This window comes from Streptomyces sp. JNUCC 63, assembly GCF_054366325.1.
The window spans coordinates 5,413,457-5,430,492 of sequence record NZ_CM135963.1; the positions used below are offsets into that span (position 1 = coordinate 5,413,457).

The window sequence follows — 17,036 nt, forward strand, 5'->3', positions numbered from 1 at the left end:
CTCAGCGGCGACGGCCATGGTGGGTGGGTTCGTCGGGCCGGGACGTCACAGGCGCAGAGTCATGACGAAGCGGTCTTCTCCTTCCCCGTAGTAGTTTTCGCGCACACTGCCGAGCCGGGTGAAGCCGAGGGACCTGTAGAGAGCCATGGCCGGGACATTGGTGGGCGCGACCGTCAGGCGCGCCTCGCATGCCTCGTGGGCGCGCAAGCGGCGAAGGCCCTCGAGCAGCAGGGCCCGGCCCAGGCCCTGCCCTCGGAAGTCTCGGGCGACGCAAAGACTCAAGATCCAGCCGGGCGAGGTCGGCGGTCCCGAGGATGCCAGAAAGCAACCGCACAGGACCGCACCGTTCTCGGCGACAAGCAGGTTGGCCTGTTGCGCGTCGAAGAGCTGGCGCAGTACGAGGTAGGGATACGGGTTGCCCGGGAAGGACTCCCGGTCGAGAACGGCCAGTCGCGGAAGATCCGCCTCCACGACAGTCCTGATGCGCACGGGGCGAGAGTCGATCAGTGACGGAGACTCTGCCGATACGGCGAGCGGGGAAGATCGAAATCCAGGAAGAGCGCTCATGCCACTCCCGGGGGCGGGTCCGATTCCTCAGGCAACGCTGATTACTGGAGAGGGTCCGGACTTGTCTGGGATTGCCCAAGCTTAGAAGTGGTGGTTGTTGATCGGAACCCGACTCGCGGTTGTACGCCGGTCATGTGGCATCAGCTCGGTTCCGGAGAGTGGCGGGCGGGGCCCGGGCGTCGTCTGCCGTGGGGGACAATGGGCTCATGAGTCTGTTCCGCGACGACGGCGTTGTGCTGCGTACCCAGAAGCTGGGTGAGGCGGACCGGATCATCACCTTGCTCACCCGCGGCCACGGGCGGGTGCGGGCCGTGGCGCGTGGGGTGCGGCGGACCAAGTCGAAGTTCGGGGCCCGGCTGGAGCCGTTCTCGCACGTGGACGTGCAGTTCTTCGCGCGGGGGAGCGAGCTGGTGGGCCGGGGGCTGCCGCTGTGCACGCAGAGCGAGACCATCGCCCCCTACGGCGGCGGGATCGTGACCGACTACGCCCGCTACACCGCCGGGACGGCCATGCTGGAGACCGCCGAGCGGTTCACCGACCACGAGGGCGAGCCGGCCGTCCAGCAGTACCTGCTGCTGGTGGGCGCCCTGCGCACCCTCGCCCGGGGCGAGCACGCCCCGCACCTCGTGCTCGACGCCTTCCTGCTGCGCTCGCTCGCCGTCAACGGCTACGCGCCCAGCTTCGGCGACTGCGCCAAGTGCGGGATGCCCGGCCCGAACCGTTTCTTCTCCGTGGCGTCCGGCGGCTCCGTCTGCGCCGACTGCCGGGTGCCGGGCAGCGTCGTACCCTCGCCGCAGACACTGGAACTGCTCGGCGCGCTGCTCACCGGGGACTGGGCGACCGCGGACGCGTGCGAGCCGCGGTACGTCAGGGAGGGAAACGGGCTGGTGTCCGCCTATCTGCACTGGCACCTGGAGCGCGGGCTGCGCTCGCTTCGGTACGTGGAAAAGTAGTCCGCCCAAGTAGTACGCCCGAAAATCTAGGGAGACGAGAAGCACATGGTCGTACGCGGGATCCTGGGGCGTCAGCGCCGTGAGTACCGGACGCCTGAGCCGCACCCGTCCGGCGCGCGCCCGCCGAAGCTGCCGGGCGAGCTGGTCCCCGAGCACGTGGCGATCGTCATGGACGGCAACGGCCGCTGGGCCAAGGAGCGCGGCCTGCCCCGCACCGAGGGGCACAAGGTCGGCGCCGAGCGGGTGCTGGACGTCCTGCAGGGCGCCCTCGAGATCGGCGTCGGCAACGTCTCCCTGTACGCCTTCTCCACCGAGAACTGGAAGCGCTCGCCCGACGAGGTCCGCTTCCTGATGAACTTCAACCGCGACTTCATCCGCAAGACCCGCGACCAGCTCGACGAACTCGGCATCCGCGTGCGGTGGGTGGGCCGTATGCCCAGGCTGTGGAAGTCGGTCGCCAAGGAGCTCCAGGTCGCCCAGGAGCAGACCAAGGACAACGGCCGGCTCACCCTGTACTTCTGCATGAACTACGGCGGCCGGGCCGAACTCGCCGACGCCGCCAAGGCGCTGGCCGAGGACGTCAGGGCGGGCCGGCTCGACCCGGCCAAGGTCACCGAGAAGACCATCCAGAAGTACCTTTACTACCCGGACATGCCGGACGTCGACCTGTTCCTGCGCCCGAGCGGCGAGCAGCGCACCTCCAACTACCTGCTCTGGCAGAGCGCCTACGCCGAGATGGTCTTCCAGGACGTCCTGTGGCCCGACTTCGACCGCCGCGACCTGTGGCGCGCCTGCCTCGAATTCGCCTCCCGGGACCGCCGCTTCGGCGGCGCCATCCCCAACGAGGAACTGCTGGCCATGGAGGGCCGCACCGAGGAGAGCTGACGGCGGCTGCCGGCGGGGGTGACCTGGAGACTTCCTCGCCTCCCGCCGCCCCTGCCCGTCCCATCCCAGGGACGCCGCCCCTTCGCCCCGCCAGGGGCTGCGCCCCTGAACCCCCGGGGGCTGCAACCCTTGCCCCCTCGGGGGTGAGGCCTTTGGGTCGCTGGGGGTTGTGTTCCCGGATCCCGGGGTGAGGCCTCCGGCCGTCGGAGGGCGGTCCGTGGGCCCCGGTGGAGGCCGCGCTGTCCGGCCCCGTTCGCGGCTGCGGCCCGCCGGGTCCTTGTCGCGGCTCCGCCCAGGACCCCGCTGGTCGAGCTCCCCGAGCTCTTCGAACGGGGCCTGGGCGTTCAGCCCGTCCGGGGTACCCCCTGATCACAGGGCTCGGAAACCGGGATCTGGGGGCGGCAGCCCCTGGGGACGGTCACCCCGGGCCACCGGTACGCGGCCCGGCTCAACCGCCGGAGTCCGCCGCGCACTCCGCGCACGTACCGAAGATCTCCACCGTATGGGCGACGTTGACGTAGCCGTGTTCCGCGGCGATCGCCTCCGCCCACTTCTCCACCACCGGTCCCTCGACCTCCACCGCCTTGCCGCAGACGCGGCAGACCAGGTGGTGGTGGTGTTCGCCGGTCGAGCAGCGGCGGTAGACGGACTCGCCGTCGGAGGTGCGCAGTACGTCGACCTCGCCCGCGTCGGCGAGGGACTGCAGGGTGCGGTAGACCGTCGTCAGGCCCACTGAGTCACCCCTGTGCTTCAGCATGTCGTGGAGCTCCTGCGCGCTGCGGAACTCGTCGACCTCGTCGAGGGCCGCCGCGACAGCGGCACGCTGCCGAGTGGCGCGCCCCCTCACGGGCGGTCCAGCGGTGGTCACCGGTTGCCTCCTTACGTCTGGGCCTGCCGGCCATTGTGCCAGCCCCGGCCGTGGGCGGTCAGGCGCCGACCCCGTCGGCGGCCCCCCGGCCGGCCGGAATCACGCACTCCACCGGGTCCCCGGCCGGGCGCGCCGCGGCCAGCGCCCGCGCGCGCCGCCGGGCCAGGGGAGTGGCCAGCGCGGTGAGCGCGATGAACGCGGCGATGGTCAGCAGCACGATCGTCGCGCCGGGCGGCACGTCCTGGTAGTACGACGTGATCGTGCCGCCGATCGTGACGCTCACCCCGATGGCGACGGCGATCGCGAAGGTCGCGGCGAAGCTGCGGCTGAGCTGCTGGGCGGCGGCCACGGGGACCACCATCAGCGCCGAGACCAGCAGCAGCCCGACCACGCGCATCGCGACGGTCACCGTCACCGCCGCCGTGACCGCCGTCAGCAGGTTCAGGGCGCGCACCGGCAGCCCGGTCACCCGCGCGAACTCCTCGTCCTGGCTGACCGCGAACAACTGGCGGCGCAGGCCCAGGGTGACCAGGACGACGAAGGCGGCCAGCAGGCAGATCGCGGTGACGTCCGACTGCGAGACCGTCGACAGCGAACCGAACAGATACGACGTCAGGTTGGCGTTGGAGCCGCCGGGGGCGAGGTTGATGAACATCACGCCGCCCGCCATGCCGCCGTAGAAGAGCATCGCCAGGGCGATGTCGCCGCGGGTGCGGCCGTACCAGCGGATCAGCTCCATGAGCACCGCGCCGAGGATCGACACGGCCGTCGCCATCCACACCGGGGAGGTGGACAGCAGGAAGCCGAGGCCGACGCCGGTCATGGCCACGTGGCCGATGCCGTCGCCCATCAGGGCCTGGCGGCGCTGGACGAGGTAGATGCCGATGGCGGGGGCGGTGATGCCGACCAGGACGGCGGCGAGCAGGGCCCGCTGCATGAAGGCGTAGTTCAGGAGTTCCATCAGCTCAGCAGTCCCGTGCGGATCGGACCGGCGCCCGAGGCGTCGTGCGGATGTACGTGGTCGTGGCCGGGCTGGGGGTACCCCCTGCTCGAACGTAGTTGAGAGCTTGGGGGAGTGCTGGCCACCGCCTTGGGAGGCGGCCCGTCGTGCAGGACGCAGCCGTCGCGCAGCACCACCGCCCGGTCGATCAGGGGCTCCAGAGGGCCCAGTTCGTGCAGCACGAGCAGCACCGTCGTACCGGCCGCGACCTGCTCCTGAAGCGTGTGCGCCAGGATCTCCTGGCTGGCCAGGTCGACGCCCGCCATCGGCTCGTCCATGATCAGCAGCTCGGGTTCGGCGGCCAGCGCGCGGGCGATCAGCACGCGCTGGTGCTGGCCGCCGGAGAGGGCGTCGACGGAGTCCTTCGCGCGGTCCGCCATGCCGACCAGCTCCAGGGCGCGGTGCACGGCGGTGCGGTCGGCCTTGCGGAAGACGCCGAAGCGGGTACGCGACAGCCGGCCCGAGGAGACGATCTCCGTCACGGTCGCCGGGACGCCGCCCGCGGCGGTCGTGCGCTGGGGGACGTAGCCGACCCGCGACCAGTCGCGGAAGCGGCGCAGCGGGGTGCCGAACAGCTCGATCCCGCCGGCGCTCACCGGTACCTGGCCGATGACGCTGCGTACGGCCGTCGACTTTCCGGAGCCGTTCGCGCCGAGCAGCGTGACGACCTCGCCGCACCGCACGGTGAGGTCGATGCCGCGCAGGACGGGGCGCGAGCCGAGCTCGGCGGTCACTTCGCGCATGGCTATGACGGGCTCGCCCATGGTGTCGTCTTCCCTGTCTTCCCTGTCTTCCCTGTCTTCCCTGTCCTCCCGTTCGCCCCTGCCGCTCACTCGGCGCCCAGCGCCTTCTGCAGCGCTTCGAGGTTGGCCTCCATGACCTGGAAGTAGTCGGTGCCGTGGGACTTGTCGGTGATGCCCTCGATCGGGTCGAGGACGTCCGTCTTCAGGTTTGCGTCCTTGGCGAGGGTCTTCGCGGTCCTGTCGCTGACGAGCGTTTCGTAGAAGACGGTCGTCACCCCGTCGGCCTTCGCCGTCCTCTCCAGGTCCCGCACCCGGGCCGCGCTGGGCTCGGACTCCGGGTCGAGGCCGTTGATGGCCTCCTCGGTCAGGCCGTAGCGCTCGGCGAGGTAGCCGAAGGCGGCGTGCGTGGTGATGAAGACCTTGTTCCTGGTGTTCCTCAGCCCGGTCTCGTACCGGGTGTTGAGCTCGTCGAGTTCCTTGACCAGGGCTTCGGTGTTCTTGCGGTAGTCGGTCGCGTGGGCCGGGTCGCCCTTCTCGAAGGCCTTGCCGACGCCCTCGGCGATCTGCGCGTAGCGCACCGGGTCGAGCCAGACGTGCGGGTCCTTGCCGCCGAGCTCCCCGCCATGGTCGTGAGTGTCGTGGGCGTCGGCGTGCTCGCCGTGCTCGTCGCCGTGCTCCTCCAGGGTGGTCAGGGAGGCGGCGTCGATCTTCGTCCTGATCCCGGACTGGGCGACGGCCTCGTCGACGGAGGGCTGCAGGCCCTTGAGGTAGAGCACCGCGTCGGACTCCTGCAGTTGCGCGGTCTGCTTGGCGCTGATCTCCAGGTCGTGCGGTTCCTGGCCCGGCTGGGTCAGACTGGTGACGTGGACGTGGCTCCCGCCGATCCGCTCGGCGAGGAAGGCCATCGGGTAGAACGACGCGACGACGTCGTACTTGCCGCTGCTGTTGCCGGCCGCAGTGGAGGAGGAACAGGCGGAGAGGGCTCCGAGGCCGAGGGCGGTGGCCGCCGCGGCCGCGGTCACCGATATGAGGCGTCGTCGTACGTTCATGACAGTCATTTTCAACTGACATGGAAACCGTTGTCAACAAGCTCCCGCGGGAGAGCCGCGCGAGGCCCAAAAGGGCCCTTACCCGGTACCGATTTGGTTGAGGGGGAGCCCCCGCCGGTACCCTGAAGCATTCCGCTCGTGAAGCGTCTCGCTTCGTCGCCCGTCGTCGTAATGAAGAGAGCACCGTGGCCGCCGACAAGATCGACACCATCGTCAGCCTGAGCAAGCGCCGTGGCTTCGTATTCCCCTGCAGTGAGATCTACGGCGGACAGCGTGCCGCCTGGGACTACGGGCCCCTGGGTGTCGAGCTCAAGGAGAACCTCAAGCGCCAGTGGTGGCGCTACATGGTGACGTCCCGCGAGGACGTGGTCGGCATCGACTCGTCCGTGATCCTGGCCCCCGAGGTCTGGGTCGCCTCCGGTCACGTCGCCACCTTCACGGACCCGCTGACGGAGTGCACCGCCTGCCACAAGCGGTTCCGCGCCGACCACCTGGAGGAGGCGTACGAGGAGAAGAAGGGCCGCGCCCCGGAGAACGGTCTCGCGGACGTCAACTGCCCCAACTGCGGCAACAAGGGCCAGTTCACCGAGCCGAAGCAGTTCTCGGGCCTGCTCTCCACCCACCTCGGCCCGACCCAGGACTCCGGCTCCGTCGCCTACCTGCGCCCCGAGACCGCCCAGGGCATCTTCACCAACTTCGCCCAGGTGCAGACGACCTCGCGCCGCAAGCCGCCGTTCGGCATCGCCCAGATGGGCAAGTCGTTCCGCAACGAGATCACGCCGGGCAACTTCATCTTCCGCACCCGCGAGTTCGAGCAGATGGAGATGGAGTTCTTCGTCAAGCCGGGCGAGGACGAGAAGTGGCACGAGTACTGGATGGAGCAGCGCTGGAACTGGTACACCGGCCTGGGTCTCCGTGAGGAGAACATGCGCTGGTACGACCACCCGAAGGAGAAGCTCTCCCACTACTCCAAGCGCACCGCCGACATCGAGTACCGCTTCCACTTCGGCGGCAGCGAGTGGGGCGAGCTCGAGGGTGTCGCCAACCGCACCGACTTCGACCTGGGCGCCCACTCCAAGGCCTCCGGCCAGGACCTGTCCTACTTCGACCAGGAGGCGGGCGAGCGCTGGACGCCGTACGTCATCGAGCCCGCGGCCGGTGTCGGCCGGGCGATGCTCGCCTTCCTGCTCGACGCCTACGTCGAGGACGAGGCGCCCAACGCCAAGGGCAAGATGGAGAAGCGCACGGTGCTGCGCCTGGACCACCGCCTGGCCCCGGTGAAGGCCGCGGTGCTGCCGCTCTCCCGCAACCCGGAACTGTCCCCGAAGGCCAAGGGCCTCGCCCAGACCCTGCGCCGGCACTGGAACATCGAGTTCGACGACGCCGGCGCGATCGGCCGCCGCTACCGCCGCCAGGACGAGATCGGCACGCCGTACTGCGTGACGGTCGACTTCGACACCCTGGACGACAACGCGGTCACGGTCCGCGAGCGCGACTCCATGAAGCAGGAGCGGGTGTCGCTGGACCAGATCGAGGGCTACCTGGCCGGCCGCCTGGTGGGCTGCTGACTGCAGTAGTCACGCTCCAGTAGTCACGACGACGACGTACGGCCGCCGAGCGATCCGGCGGCCGTACGCGTTCGAGGAGGGACCGGTGCGGTGCGGGCTACGAGCCCGTCAGCACCGTGTCATCCCCCTGGTCAGGACACCCTCACGGTGACCGTCTTGGAGTGCGTCCCGTCGTGCGTCACCCGCAGGTGCTGCGTGCCCTTGCCGGTGAGCCTCACGGGCTCGGAGAAGGTGTCGCCCCTCTTGACCGTGGTCGTGTGAAGGGCCGTCCACTTGCCGTTGACCAGGTGCTGGACGGTCAGCCTGGTGCCGACCGGTACGTGGGTGACGCGCCCGCTGAGTGTCACGCTCTGGCCGGACCTGATCGTGCTGTGGCTGGCCCTGGCCGTGATCGCCGCGGCTGCCCTGGTGGGCATGGGGCTGTGGGTGCGGGTCGGCATCGGGCTCGTGTGGGTGCGGGTCGGCATCGGGCTCGGGTCGGTCGCGGCGACGGCTCCGGCCGATCCGGCCGACAGCAGCGCGGCGGACAGGGCGCCCGCGGCGGCCCCACGGACACAGCGGCTGCGGAGTGTGAGGTGCATGGTGGTCTCCCGTTGATGGATTTCCCCCTTGCGTCACGCGTGTCCCACTGAGCTCACTCGCCCCACTGGGCCATCGCGCCCCTCCAGATTTCCCCCAGATGGCCCGCGCGGCGACTCGAAAGGGCTCACGGAGCGTACAAAAGGGCACTCCTTTGACGAAAAGCCGCAGCTCAGCAGGGGTGCTCTCGCTTACCTTTTTCTTACCTGGCGGCCGTGGCGGACCCGGCTCGCACCGGGCGGTCACCCGTCAAAAGCCGCGCGCCCCGGGTCTCGGCGGCGGCTCAGGCGCCGATGCCCGCCGCCTGCCGTACCTCGTTCTCCCGCAGCCGCTCGGCCGTGCGCTCGGCGGTCCGACCGGCCCAGCGGCCGCTGGTGAGCGCGCCCAGGACCAGCACGGCCGCCCCGCACGCCACCAGGACCCACCACCCGGGCCGGGCGGCGGAGACGAAGGCGTCCCCGTACGACGCCGAGCCCACCCCGGAGGCCAGCAGCGCGCCGACCACGGCGACGCCGAGGGCCTGCCCGAGCTGCCGGCTGGTGGAGGCGACGGCGGCGGCGACGCCGGCCTGGGCGCGCGGCATGCCGGAGACGGCGGTGTTGGTGATGGGCGCGTTGACGAAGCCGAAGCCGATGCCGAACAGGACGTATCCGATGACGAGCATGAGGTCGGAGGTCTCGGCCTCGAAGACCGCGAACAGCACCGCGCTCACGGTCATCGCGGTACCGGCGATCAGCAGCGGCAGGCGTGGCCCCCGGCTGCCGACCAGCCGCCCGGACAGCGGTGCGCACAGGAAGGTCGGCGCCGCCATCGGCAGCATCCACAGGCCGGCGTGCAGGGCGTCCAGACCGCGCACGTTCTGCAGGTACAGCGTGGACAGGAACAGGAAGCCGCCGAGCGCCGCGAACGCGCTGATCGCCACGACGGTGGCCCCGCTGAACGGCGCCGAGTGGAAGAAGCGCAGGTCGATGAGGGGTTCGGCGCGGCGCGGCTCGTACCACAGCAGGCCGAGCAGGGCGGCCGCCGCTACGACGGCGAAGGGCAGGATCCCGGCGAGGCCGGAGGCCGGGGCCTCGATGATCGCGTACGTCAGGGCACCGAACAGGGCGATGACCAGGACCTGGCCGACCGGGTCGGGCCGACGGGGCCTCGGTGCGCGGGACTCGGGGACGAAGCGCAGGGTGAGCAGGAGTGCGGCCAGGGCCACCGGCAGGTTGACCCAGAAGATCGAGCGCCAGCCGACCGACTCCACCAGCAGTCCGCCGACTAGGGGGCCCGCGGCCATGGATATGCCGACCACCGCGCCCCACACGCCGATCGCGCGGGCGCGCTCGCGCGGGTCGGTGAAGGTGTTGGTGATGATCGACATGGCGACCGGGTTGAGCATCGAGCCGCCGACCGCCTGCACCATGCGGAAGACGACCAGCAGTTCGAGGTCGGGCGCGAGGGAGCACAGCAGCGAGCCGATGCCGAAGACGACCAGGCCCGTCATGAAGACGCGCTTGCGCCCGATCCGGTCGGCCGTGGAGCCCGCGAGCATCAGCAGCGAGGCGAGCACCAGCGTGTAGGCGTCGATCGTCCACTGCAGACCGGACGTGCTCGCGTGCAGTTCGCGCTGCAGCGAGGGCAGGGCGACATTGAGAACGGTGTTGTCGATGCTGACGATCAGCAGGCTCATGCAGCAGATCGCCAGCACCAGCAGCCGCCGCCGGTGGCTGAGCTCGGGCATGGGTTCCAGCGTAGCGGATTTCAATAGTGCGGTTAACTAATGGCTTATGCAGGATCATTGCCGGTACTCGGCAGCCGATACGCGACAATGGGGGAATGCCCACGCCCGAGTCCCCCCTGCAGATCGGCCCGCACAGCGTCCAGCCCCCGGTGGTCCTGGCCCCCATGGCCGGCATCACCAACGCCCCTTTCCGCACTCTGTGCCGGTCCTTCGCCGGAGGCGACCCAAAGGACGCGGCCAGTGGGGGCAAGGGGCTGTTCGTCAGCGAGATGATCACGACCCGGGCGCTGGTCGAGCGGAACGACAAGACCATGCAGCTGATCAAGTTCGACGCGAGCGAGCGGCCGCGTTCGATCCAGCTGTACGGCGTGGACCCGGCCACCGTCGGCAAGGCCGTCCGCATGATCGCGGAGGAGGACCTGGCCGACCACATCGACCTGAACTTCGGCTGCCCGGTCCCGAAGGTGACCCGCAAGGGCGGCGGCTCGGCCCTCCCCTACAAGCGCAACCTGCTGCGGGCGATCCTGCGCGAGGCGGTCAGCGGCGCCGGCGATCTGCCGGTCACGATGAAGATGCGCAAGGGCATCGACGACGACCACATCACCTACCTCGACGCCGGCCGGATCGCGGTCGAGGAGGGCGTGACCGCGATCGCGCTGCACGGCCGCACGGCCGCCCAGCACTACGGCGGCACGGCGGACTGGGACGCGATCGCCCGCCTGAAGGAGCACGTCACCGAGATCCCCGTGCTCGGCAACGGCGACATCTGGTCGGCCGAGGACGCGCTGCGGATGGTGCGGGAGACCGGTTGCGACGGCGTGGTCGTGGGGCGCGGGTGCCTCGGCCGGCCGTGGCTGTTCGCCGACCTGGTGGCCGCCTTCGAGGGCCGTACGGAAGCCCTGGCGCGGCCCACCCTGCGCGAGGTCGCCGACGTCATGGTCCGGCACGCCACGCTGCTGGGCGAGTGGCTCGGCGACGAGTCGCGGGGCGTCGTCGACTTCCGCAAGCACGTCGCCTGGTACCTGAAGGGCTTCGCGGTCGGCTCCGAGATGCGCAAGCGGCTGGCGATCACCTCCTCGCTCGAGGAGCTGCGCGCCGGCCTGGACGAGCTGGACCTCGACCAGCCCTGGCCGGCCGGCGCCGACGGGCCCCGCGGCCGTACGTCCGGCAACAACCGGGTGGTGCTGCCGGACGGCTGGCTGAAGGACCCGTACGACTGCGCGGGCGTCGGCGAGGACGCGGAGCTGGACACCTCCGGGGGCTGAAACCGCCTTCCGCCGGGGCTCAGTTCTCGCGGGGGTGCGGGGTGGACCCGTACGCCGTGAGGAAGCGGTCGCGGAAGGAGCTCATCTTCCACACCGGGGCGTCGTGGGCGGGCCGCAGGCCGTCGGTCCACCCCCAGTCGGCGATCTTTTCCAGGACCTTCGGGTCCTTGGCCACGATCGCGCACGGCACGTCACGGCTGGCGTGGTCGCCGCTGACCCGGGCGACGGGCTGGTGGTCGCCGAGGACGACGAGCACGGTGTTGTCGTTGGCGTAGCGCTCCATCCACTGGGTGAGGGCGGTCACCGAGTACTGGATCGACTTGCCGTACTCCTCGCGGGAGCGGGTCGGGTCGGTGATGATGTCCGCCGGCCTGGTGCCGGCCGCCTCGATGCCCTTGAAGACCGAGCCGTCGCCGATCTCGTCCCAGCCGACCATCTTTGGGACCGGTGCCCAGGGCTGGTGGCTGGAGGTCAGGATGACGAACGAGGCCAGCGGCTTGTCGCGCTTCTTGCCGTGCTCCAGGCGCTGGAACGCCTCCAGGGCGTACTGGTCGGGCATGGTCGACCAGCTGAACTTGGGTCCCTCGTAGCCCATCTGGAAGGCGTTGTAGACCTTGTCCAGGCCGTACCACTTGGCCTCCGGCCAGCCCTTCTGCACGCCCGGCATGATGCCGACCGTGTCCCAGGCGCCGGTCTTCCTGAACGCCTCGGTCAGGGTGAGGTGGTCGCCGGCGGTCACCGTGCGGTAGCGGTTCTGGTTGTCGACCCACAGGCCCGACATGAACGTGGAGTGGCCGAGCCAGCTGCCGCCGCCGTACGTCGCCGAGGTCAGCCAGCCGCTCTTGGCGTGGAAGCCCGCCTTGGCCAGGGCCTGGGTGCTGACGTCCAGGGTCTCGTCGACTCCGGGCGCCATGATCGGGTCCTCGATCGCGCTGCGGCCGTAGCTCTCGATGAACGTGAAGATCATGTCCTTGCCGCGCAGGCCCGGCACGAGCTGACTGCCCGGCGTGTTGCCGAACGTGTCGGCCTTCGCCGTCCGCGCGAACTCCCGCTCGTCCCGGAGCGTGGAGCGCACCCCCTTCTCGCGGTACTTGAGCATCGTGACCGTGTGCTCGGAGGCCACCGGGAAGCCGGAGACCTGCACGTTCAGGGTCGAACACAGCATCCACAGCGCGCTGGCGAGCAGCAGTCCGCGTGTCGAGCGGGCCTTGTCGCGGCCGAGGAAGTCGCCGACGCGGACGACCGCGAGCGCCATCACGGCGAGCAGCGCCAGCACGAGGAGCACGACACCGACGGCGGCGAGCAGGGCGACGGTGCCGCCCAGGGTGTCCGCGAGGTACGACTGGGCGTCGTCCAGCAACTGCCAGTCCAGGATCACGTTGAAGCTGCGGCCCAGGTACTCGTTGAACTCGATGTCCGTCAGGTTCAGCACGGTCAGCACACCGAGGGCCACCCCGCCGAGCACCGCCACGACCACCCGCGCCCGGCGCCCCAACGCGACCAGCAGGGCCGCCCCGAGCAACGCCTCCACCGGCAGCCGGATGAACGCCGCGACCTCGAACTGCTCCCACTTGTTCGGCAACAGCAGGGCGACGACGACCAGGAGGAGGGCGAGGACAGTGACGGCGAGGGAGAGCACGCGGGCGGGCACCGGGTGCGCACCCTGCCAACGCCGGAAGCCCTGACGGACGGCACGGGGGCGGAGGGCGCGGAGGACGCGGAGCGGGAGGGACGGGGCGACTGCCTCCGGCTCGCCGGCCTCGGACGCGGCGCCGTCGCCTGCCGGCGCGGCGGACTCGTGGTCCCTCGGTGTCCCGGTATCGGCGGGGGCGCCCTCGTCCTGGGGTGCGCCGGCGCCTGCCTCCGGCTGGGGGGCCTGGGGCCGGGCGGTGGCGGCTTCTGCCGGCTCGCCGGTTTCCGGGGGCGCGTCCGTGGTCCGGTCGGTGGTTGTGGCTGTCGAGGGCTTGGTGGTGGGTGTGTCGGTGTCTGCTGGGGTGTCGGCTTCCGGGGACACGTCCGTGGTCCGGTCGGTGGTTGTGGCCGAGGCTGTGGCTGCCTCGGGATCGGCGCTTCGGGCCGTGGCGGTGTCGTCCGCCGCATCGGCGGGGGCGTCCTTGGCCCGGGGCGCGGCGGCCTCCGGTTCGTCCGCTTCGGTGTCGGCCGGGGCGGACCCGGAGCGTATGGGGCCGGGCGCCGCGGAGGCCGACTCGGTGTGCTCGCCCGCGCCCGCGCCCGCGCCCGGGGCCGGGGCCGCCTGGCCGGGTGCGGCGGGCTCGGTCCTGTCTTCGTGCGATGCCGGCCCGGCCTCCGGTGGTGACAGGATGCCGTGCTCGGTTGCCCCGGTCGTGCCCGATGACTGGTGTGTACTCGTGTGCTGAGGCACCCGAAGGTCCTTCCGTGCGCGGCGTCGCTGAGGAGGCGGGCCACGCTGGGGAGGCAGGACCCGCCGCACTCCCGTACGGCCCGGTCGACACCCCTGTTCACGGCACCGGGCAAACACCCGGCAAACGCGCGGTTTCCCCGCCCCTGGCAGGCCCGGACCCTCCGCTCCCGCCCATGGCCCGGCGCCCTCCCGACGGACCCGGCCCGCCCCCGAACCCGGCGTCGCGGGCCTGTCCGCATGGTGAAATCCCCTCGGCTGTGGCAGCGTGATTCTCGCCACCCTTGATAAGGGTTGCGCTCAGATGAGCGGATCTTGAGCGGCTGCACTTCTCCAAGGGGTGGCACTCAGTGCCAGTCGATGATCGTTCATCGATCGAAATCAAACGCGCTGAGATCCGCTCATCTGAGCGGATAAACGGGTCTACGGGTGTGGGCTCGTTCAAGAAGTGAAAACATCCGGCCCTGACGGCTTGCCAAGCCTTGACTTTCGATCCGCTGGCGGACGACTGGTTACGAGCGCATGACGCACAAGTGGACGTACCCACAGGCCTTTGATCTGGGTATGTTCCTCGCCGTCAGGGCAGCCACCGCGTCCTCGAGGAGTCGAGACCCGTGTCGGAAAACAAAGATCCCCAGGTAGCCGAGGACGGCAACAGCGTTGAGGCCGTGAAGTTCGTCTACAACTTCACCGAGGGCAACAAGGACCTCAAGGACCTCCTCGGCGGCAAGGGTGCCAACCTCGCCGAGATGACCAACCTGGGCCTTCCGGTTCCCCCGGGCTTCACGATCACCACCGAGGCCTGCAAGGTCTACCTCGACAGCGGCGAGGAGCCGGCGGCACTGCGTGACGAGGTGAGTGCGCACCTCGACGCGCTCGAGCAGAAGATGGGCAAGAAGCTCGGCCAGCCCGACAACCCTCTGCTCGTCTCCGTCCGCTCCGGCGCCAAGTTCTCCATGCCCGGCATGATGGACACCGTCCTGAACATCGGCCTGTCCGACAAGTCCGTGCAGGGCCTGGCCAAGCAGGCCGGCGACGACCGGTTCGCCTGGGACTCCTACCGCCGGCTCATCCAGATGTTCGGCAAGACCGTCCTCGGCGTCGAGGGCGACCTCTTCGAGGACGCCCTCGACAAGGCCAAGGAGGCCAAGAAGGTCACCGTCGACACCGAGCTGGACGCGGCCGACCTGAAGAAGCTGGTCACCAAGTTCAAGAAGATCGTCAAGACCGAGGCCGGCCGGGACTTCCCGCAGGACCCGCGCGAGCAGATGGACCTCGCCATCAAGGCGGTGTTCGACTCCTGGAACACCGAGCGCGCCAAGCTCTACCGCCGCCAGGAGCGCATCCCGCACGACCTCGGCACCGCCGTCAACGTCTGCTCGATGGTCTTCGGCAACCTCGGCCCCGACTCCGGCACCGGCGTCGCCTTCACCCGCGACCCCGCCTCCGGCCAGCAGGGCGTCTACGGCGACTACCTGCAGAACGCGCAGGGCGAGGACGTGGTCGCGGGCATCCGCAACACCGTCCCGCTGGCGGAGCTGGAGCGGATCGACAAGAAGTCGTACGACCAGCTGATGCAGATCATGGAGACCCTGGAGAACCACTACAAGGATCTCTGCGACATCGAGTTCACCATCGAGCGCGGCCAGCTGTGGATGCTGCAGACCCGGGTCGGCAAGCGCACCGCCGGTGCCGCCTTCCGCATCGCCACCCAGCTGGTCGACCAGGGCCTGATCGACGAGGCCGAGGCGCTGCAGCGCGTGACCGGCGCCCAGCTCGCCCAGCTGATGTTCCCCCGCTTCGACGAGCAGGCGAAGGTCGAGCAGGTCGCCCGCGGCATCGCCGCCTCTCCGGGCGCGGCGGTCGGCAAGGCGGTCTTCGACTCGTACACCGCCGTGAAGTGGTCCCGCTCGGGCGAGAAGGTCATCCTGGTCCGCCGGGAGACCAACCCCGACGACCTGGACGGCATGATCGCGGCCGAGGGCATCCTGACCTCCCGCGGCGGCAAGACCTCCCACGCGGCCGTCGTCGCCCGCGGCATGGGCAAGACCTGTGTGTGCGGCGCGGAGGAGCTGGAGGTCGACACCAAGCGCCGCCGGATGACGGTGCCGGGCGGACACGTCGTCGAGGAGGGCGACCTCATCTCCATCGACGGCTCCACGGGCAAGGTCTACCTGGGCGTGGTCCCGGTCGTCCCGTCCCCGGTCGTGGAGTACTTCGAGGGCCGGATGCACCCGGGCGCCGACGACGCGGACGAGCTGGTCGAGGCCGTGCACCGGATGATGGCCTTCGCCGACCGCAAGCGCCGCCTGCGCGTGCGCGCCAACGCCGACAACGCCGAGGACGCGCTGCGCGCCCGCCGCTTCGGCGCCCAGGGCATCGGCCTGTGCCGTACCGAGCACATGTTCCTCGGCGACCGCCGCGAGCTGGTCGAGCGCCTGATCCTGGCGGACACGCAGGCGGAGCGCGAGGAGTCCCTCAAGCAGCTGCTGCCGCTGCAGAAGCAGGACTTCGTGGAGCTCTTCGAGGCGATGGACGGCCTCCCGGTCACCATCCGCCTGCTCGACCCGCCGCTGCACGAGTTCCTGCCCGACATCACCGAGCTGTCGGTCCGCGTGGCCCTGGCCGAGTCCCGTCAGGAACCGCACGAGAACGAGCTGCGCCTGCTCCAGGCGGTCCACCGCCTGCACGAGCAGAACCCGATGCTCGGTCTGCGGGGCGTACGCCTGGGCCTGGTCGTCCCCGGCCTGTTCACCATGCAGGTCCGCGCCATCGCCGAGGCGGTCGCCGAGCGCAAGGCCGCCAAGGGCGACCCGCGCGCCGAGATCATGATCCCGCTCGTGGGCACCGTCCAGGAGCTGGAGATCGTCCGTGAGGAGGCCGACCAGGTCATCGCCGAGGTCGAGGCCGCGTCGGGCACCCACCTCAAGCTGGCGATCGGCACGATGATCGAGCTGCCGCGCGCCGCGCTGACCGCGGGCCAGATCGCCGAGGCGGCGGAGTTCTTCTCCTTCGGCACGAACGACCTGACTCAGACGGTCTGGGGCTTCAGCCGCGACGACGTGGAGGCGAGCTTCTTCACGGCGTACCTGGAGAAGGGCATCTTCGGCGTCAGCCCGTTCGAGACGATCGACAAGGACGGCGTCGGCTCCCTGGTCAAGGCCGCCGCCCAGGCCGGCCGCGCCACCCGCCCCGACCTCAAGCTCGGCGTCTGCGGCGAGCACGGCGGCGACCCGGAGTCCGTCCACTTCTTCCACGAGGTCGGCCTGGACTACGTCTCCTGCTCCCCGTTCCGCATCCCGGTCGCACGCCTGGAGGCCGGCCGCGCGGCGGTCGAGTCGGAAGGCAGCGACCACCGGTAGAAGACCCCGGAGTCCTCGTCGTGGTCCCCGACCCTCAAGACCGATTGCGACGAGGACTCCGGTTCACGGAAAGCAGGGGCGGCATCCT

13 protein-coding genes are annotated in these 17,036 nt (G+C 70.3%); 5 read left to right on the plus strand and 8 right to left on the minus strand.

Annotated features, from left to right (window positions below):
* Positions 1-45 precede the first annotated feature (45 nt).
* Entirely contained in the window at positions 46-489 is a 444-nt protein-coding gene (locus ACX25U_RS24835; protein WP_454383244.1) for a GNAT family N-acetyltransferase, read from the minus strand.
* A gap of 284 nt (positions 490-773) precedes the next feature.
* On the opposite strand from ACX25U_RS24835, the gene recO reads away from it, so the two are divergent.
* On the plus strand, positions 774-1,520 hold the full coding sequence (recO, locus tag ACX25U_RS24840) for a DNA repair protein RecO (protein ID WP_454383245.1): 747 nt from the start codon (positions 774-776) through the stop codon (positions 1,518-1,520).
* Between the two features lie 45 nt (positions 1,521-1,565).
* Entirely contained in the window at positions 1,566-2,405 is an 840-nt protein-coding gene (locus ACX25U_RS24845) for an isoprenyl transferase (RefSeq protein ID WP_454383246.1), read from the plus strand.
* A gap of 448 nt (positions 2,406-2,853) precedes the next feature.
* Here the strand turns inward: ACX25U_RS24845 and ACX25U_RS24850 are convergent, their stop codons facing one another.
* The 4 genes from ACX25U_RS24850 to ACX25U_RS24865 all read right to left on the minus strand — a co-directional run bounded on the left by ACX25U_RS24850 (position 2,854) and on the right by ACX25U_RS24865 (position 6,065).
* Positions 2,854-3,273: a Fur family transcriptional regulator gene (locus ACX25U_RS24850; RefSeq protein ID WP_454383247.1), complete on the minus strand. Its 420-nt coding sequence runs from the start codon at positions 3,271-3,273 to the stop codon at positions 2,854-2,856.
* 58 nt (positions 3,274-3,331) lie between these two features.
* Positions 3,332-4,234, minus strand: coding sequence for a metal ABC transporter permease (locus ACX25U_RS24855; RefSeq protein ID WP_454383248.1), 903 nt, complete (start codon positions 4,232-4,234; stop codon positions 3,332-3,334).
* Positions 4,234-5,037: a metal ABC transporter ATP-binding protein gene (locus ACX25U_RS24860; protein WP_454383250.1), complete on the minus strand. Its 804-nt coding sequence runs from the start codon at positions 5,035-5,037 to the stop codon at positions 4,234-4,236. Before ACX25U_RS24860 ends, ACX25U_RS24855 begins: the two co-directional genes overlap by 1 nt.
* 65 nt (positions 5,038-5,102) lie before the next feature.
* Complete coding sequence (locus ACX25U_RS24865) at positions 5,103-6,065, minus strand: metal ABC transporter substrate-binding protein (protein ID WP_454383252.1); 963 nt, start codon at positions 6,063-6,065, stop codon at positions 5,103-5,105.
* Positions 6,066-6,250: 185 nt separating this feature from the next.
* On the opposite strand from ACX25U_RS24865, the gene ACX25U_RS24870 reads away from it, so the two are divergent.
* A complete protein-coding gene (locus tag ACX25U_RS24870; RefSeq protein WP_454383254.1) occupies positions 6,251-7,633 on the plus strand; it encodes a glycine--tRNA ligase in 1,383 nt (460 codons plus the stop codon).
* A gap of 131 nt (positions 7,634-7,764) precedes the next feature.
* On the opposite strand, the gene ACX25U_RS24875 is transcribed toward ACX25U_RS24870, so the two are convergent.
* Both ACX25U_RS24875 and ACX25U_RS24880 read right to left on the minus strand, forming a co-directional pair.
* Positions 7,765-8,214 carry a hypothetical protein gene (locus ACX25U_RS24875; protein WP_454383256.1) on the minus strand — a complete coding sequence of 150 codons (450 nt, stop codon included), beginning with the start codon at positions 8,212-8,214 and terminating at the stop codon, positions 7,765-7,767.
* A gap of 281 nt (positions 8,215-8,495) precedes the next feature.
* Positions 8,496-9,941 carry an MFS transporter gene (locus ACX25U_RS24880; RefSeq protein WP_454383258.1) on the minus strand — a complete coding sequence of 482 codons (1,446 nt, stop codon included), beginning with the start codon at positions 9,939-9,941 and terminating at the stop codon, positions 8,496-8,498.
* A 95-nt stretch (positions 9,942-10,036) separates the two neighbouring features.
* On the opposite strand from ACX25U_RS24880, the gene dusB reads away from it, so the two are divergent.
* Positions 10,037-11,206 (plus strand): tRNA dihydrouridine synthase DusB, encoded by a 1,170-nt coding sequence (gene dusB, locus ACX25U_RS24885; RefSeq protein WP_454383260.1) that lies wholly within the window; start codon positions 10,037-10,039, stop codon positions 11,204-11,206.
* Positions 11,207-11,225: 19 nt separating this feature from the next.
* On the opposite strand, the gene ACX25U_RS24890 is transcribed toward dusB, so the two are convergent.
* On the minus strand, positions 11,226-12,857 hold the full coding sequence (locus tag ACX25U_RS24890) for a CDP-alcohol phosphatidyltransferase (protein WP_454394492.1): 1,632 nt from the start codon (positions 12,855-12,857) through the stop codon (positions 11,226-11,228).
* 1,343 nt (positions 12,858-14,200) lie between these two features.
* Between ACX25U_RS24890 and ppdK the strand changes: the two genes are divergently transcribed.
* Positions 14,201-16,948 carry a pyruvate, phosphate dikinase gene (ppdK, locus tag ACX25U_RS24895; RefSeq protein WP_454383261.1) on the plus strand — a complete coding sequence of 916 codons (2,748 nt, stop codon included), beginning with the start codon at positions 14,201-14,203 and terminating at the stop codon, positions 16,946-16,948.
* Positions 16,949-17,036: the final 88 nt, after the last annotated feature.

Bases quoted from the DNA above. Each gene is read 5' to 3' on its own strand.
- recO (WP_454383245.1), top strand. From the start codon at position 774: ATGAGTCTGTTCCGCGACGACGGCGTTGTGCTGCGTACCCAGAAGCTG.
- ACX25U_RS24860 (WP_454383250.1), bottom strand. From the start codon at position 5,037: ATGGGCGAGCCCGTCATAGCCATGCGCGAAGTGACCGCCGAGCTCGGC.
- ACX25U_RS24855 (WP_454383248.1), bottom strand. From the start codon at position 4,234: ATGGAACTCCTGAACTACGCCTTCATGCAGCGGGCCCTGCTCGCCGCC.
- ACX25U_RS24865 (WP_454383252.1), bottom strand. From the start codon at position 6,065: ATGAACGTACGACGACGCCTCATATCGGTGACCGCGGCCGCGGCGGCC.
- ACX25U_RS24845 (WP_454383246.1), top strand. From the start codon at position 1,566: ATGGTCGTACGCGGGATCCTGGGGCGTCAGCGCCGTGAGTACCGGACG.
- ACX25U_RS24875 (WP_454383256.1), bottom strand. From the start codon at position 8,214: ATGCACCTCACACTCCGCAGCCGCTGTGTCCGTGGGGCCGCCGCGGGC.
- dusB (WP_454383260.1), top strand. From the start codon at position 10,037: ATGCCCACGCCCGAGTCCCCCCTGCAGATCGGCCCGCACAGCGTCCAG.
- ACX25U_RS24880 (WP_454383258.1), bottom strand. From the start codon at position 9,941: ATGCCCGAGCTCAGCCACCGGCGGCGGCTGCTGGTGCTGGCGATCTGC.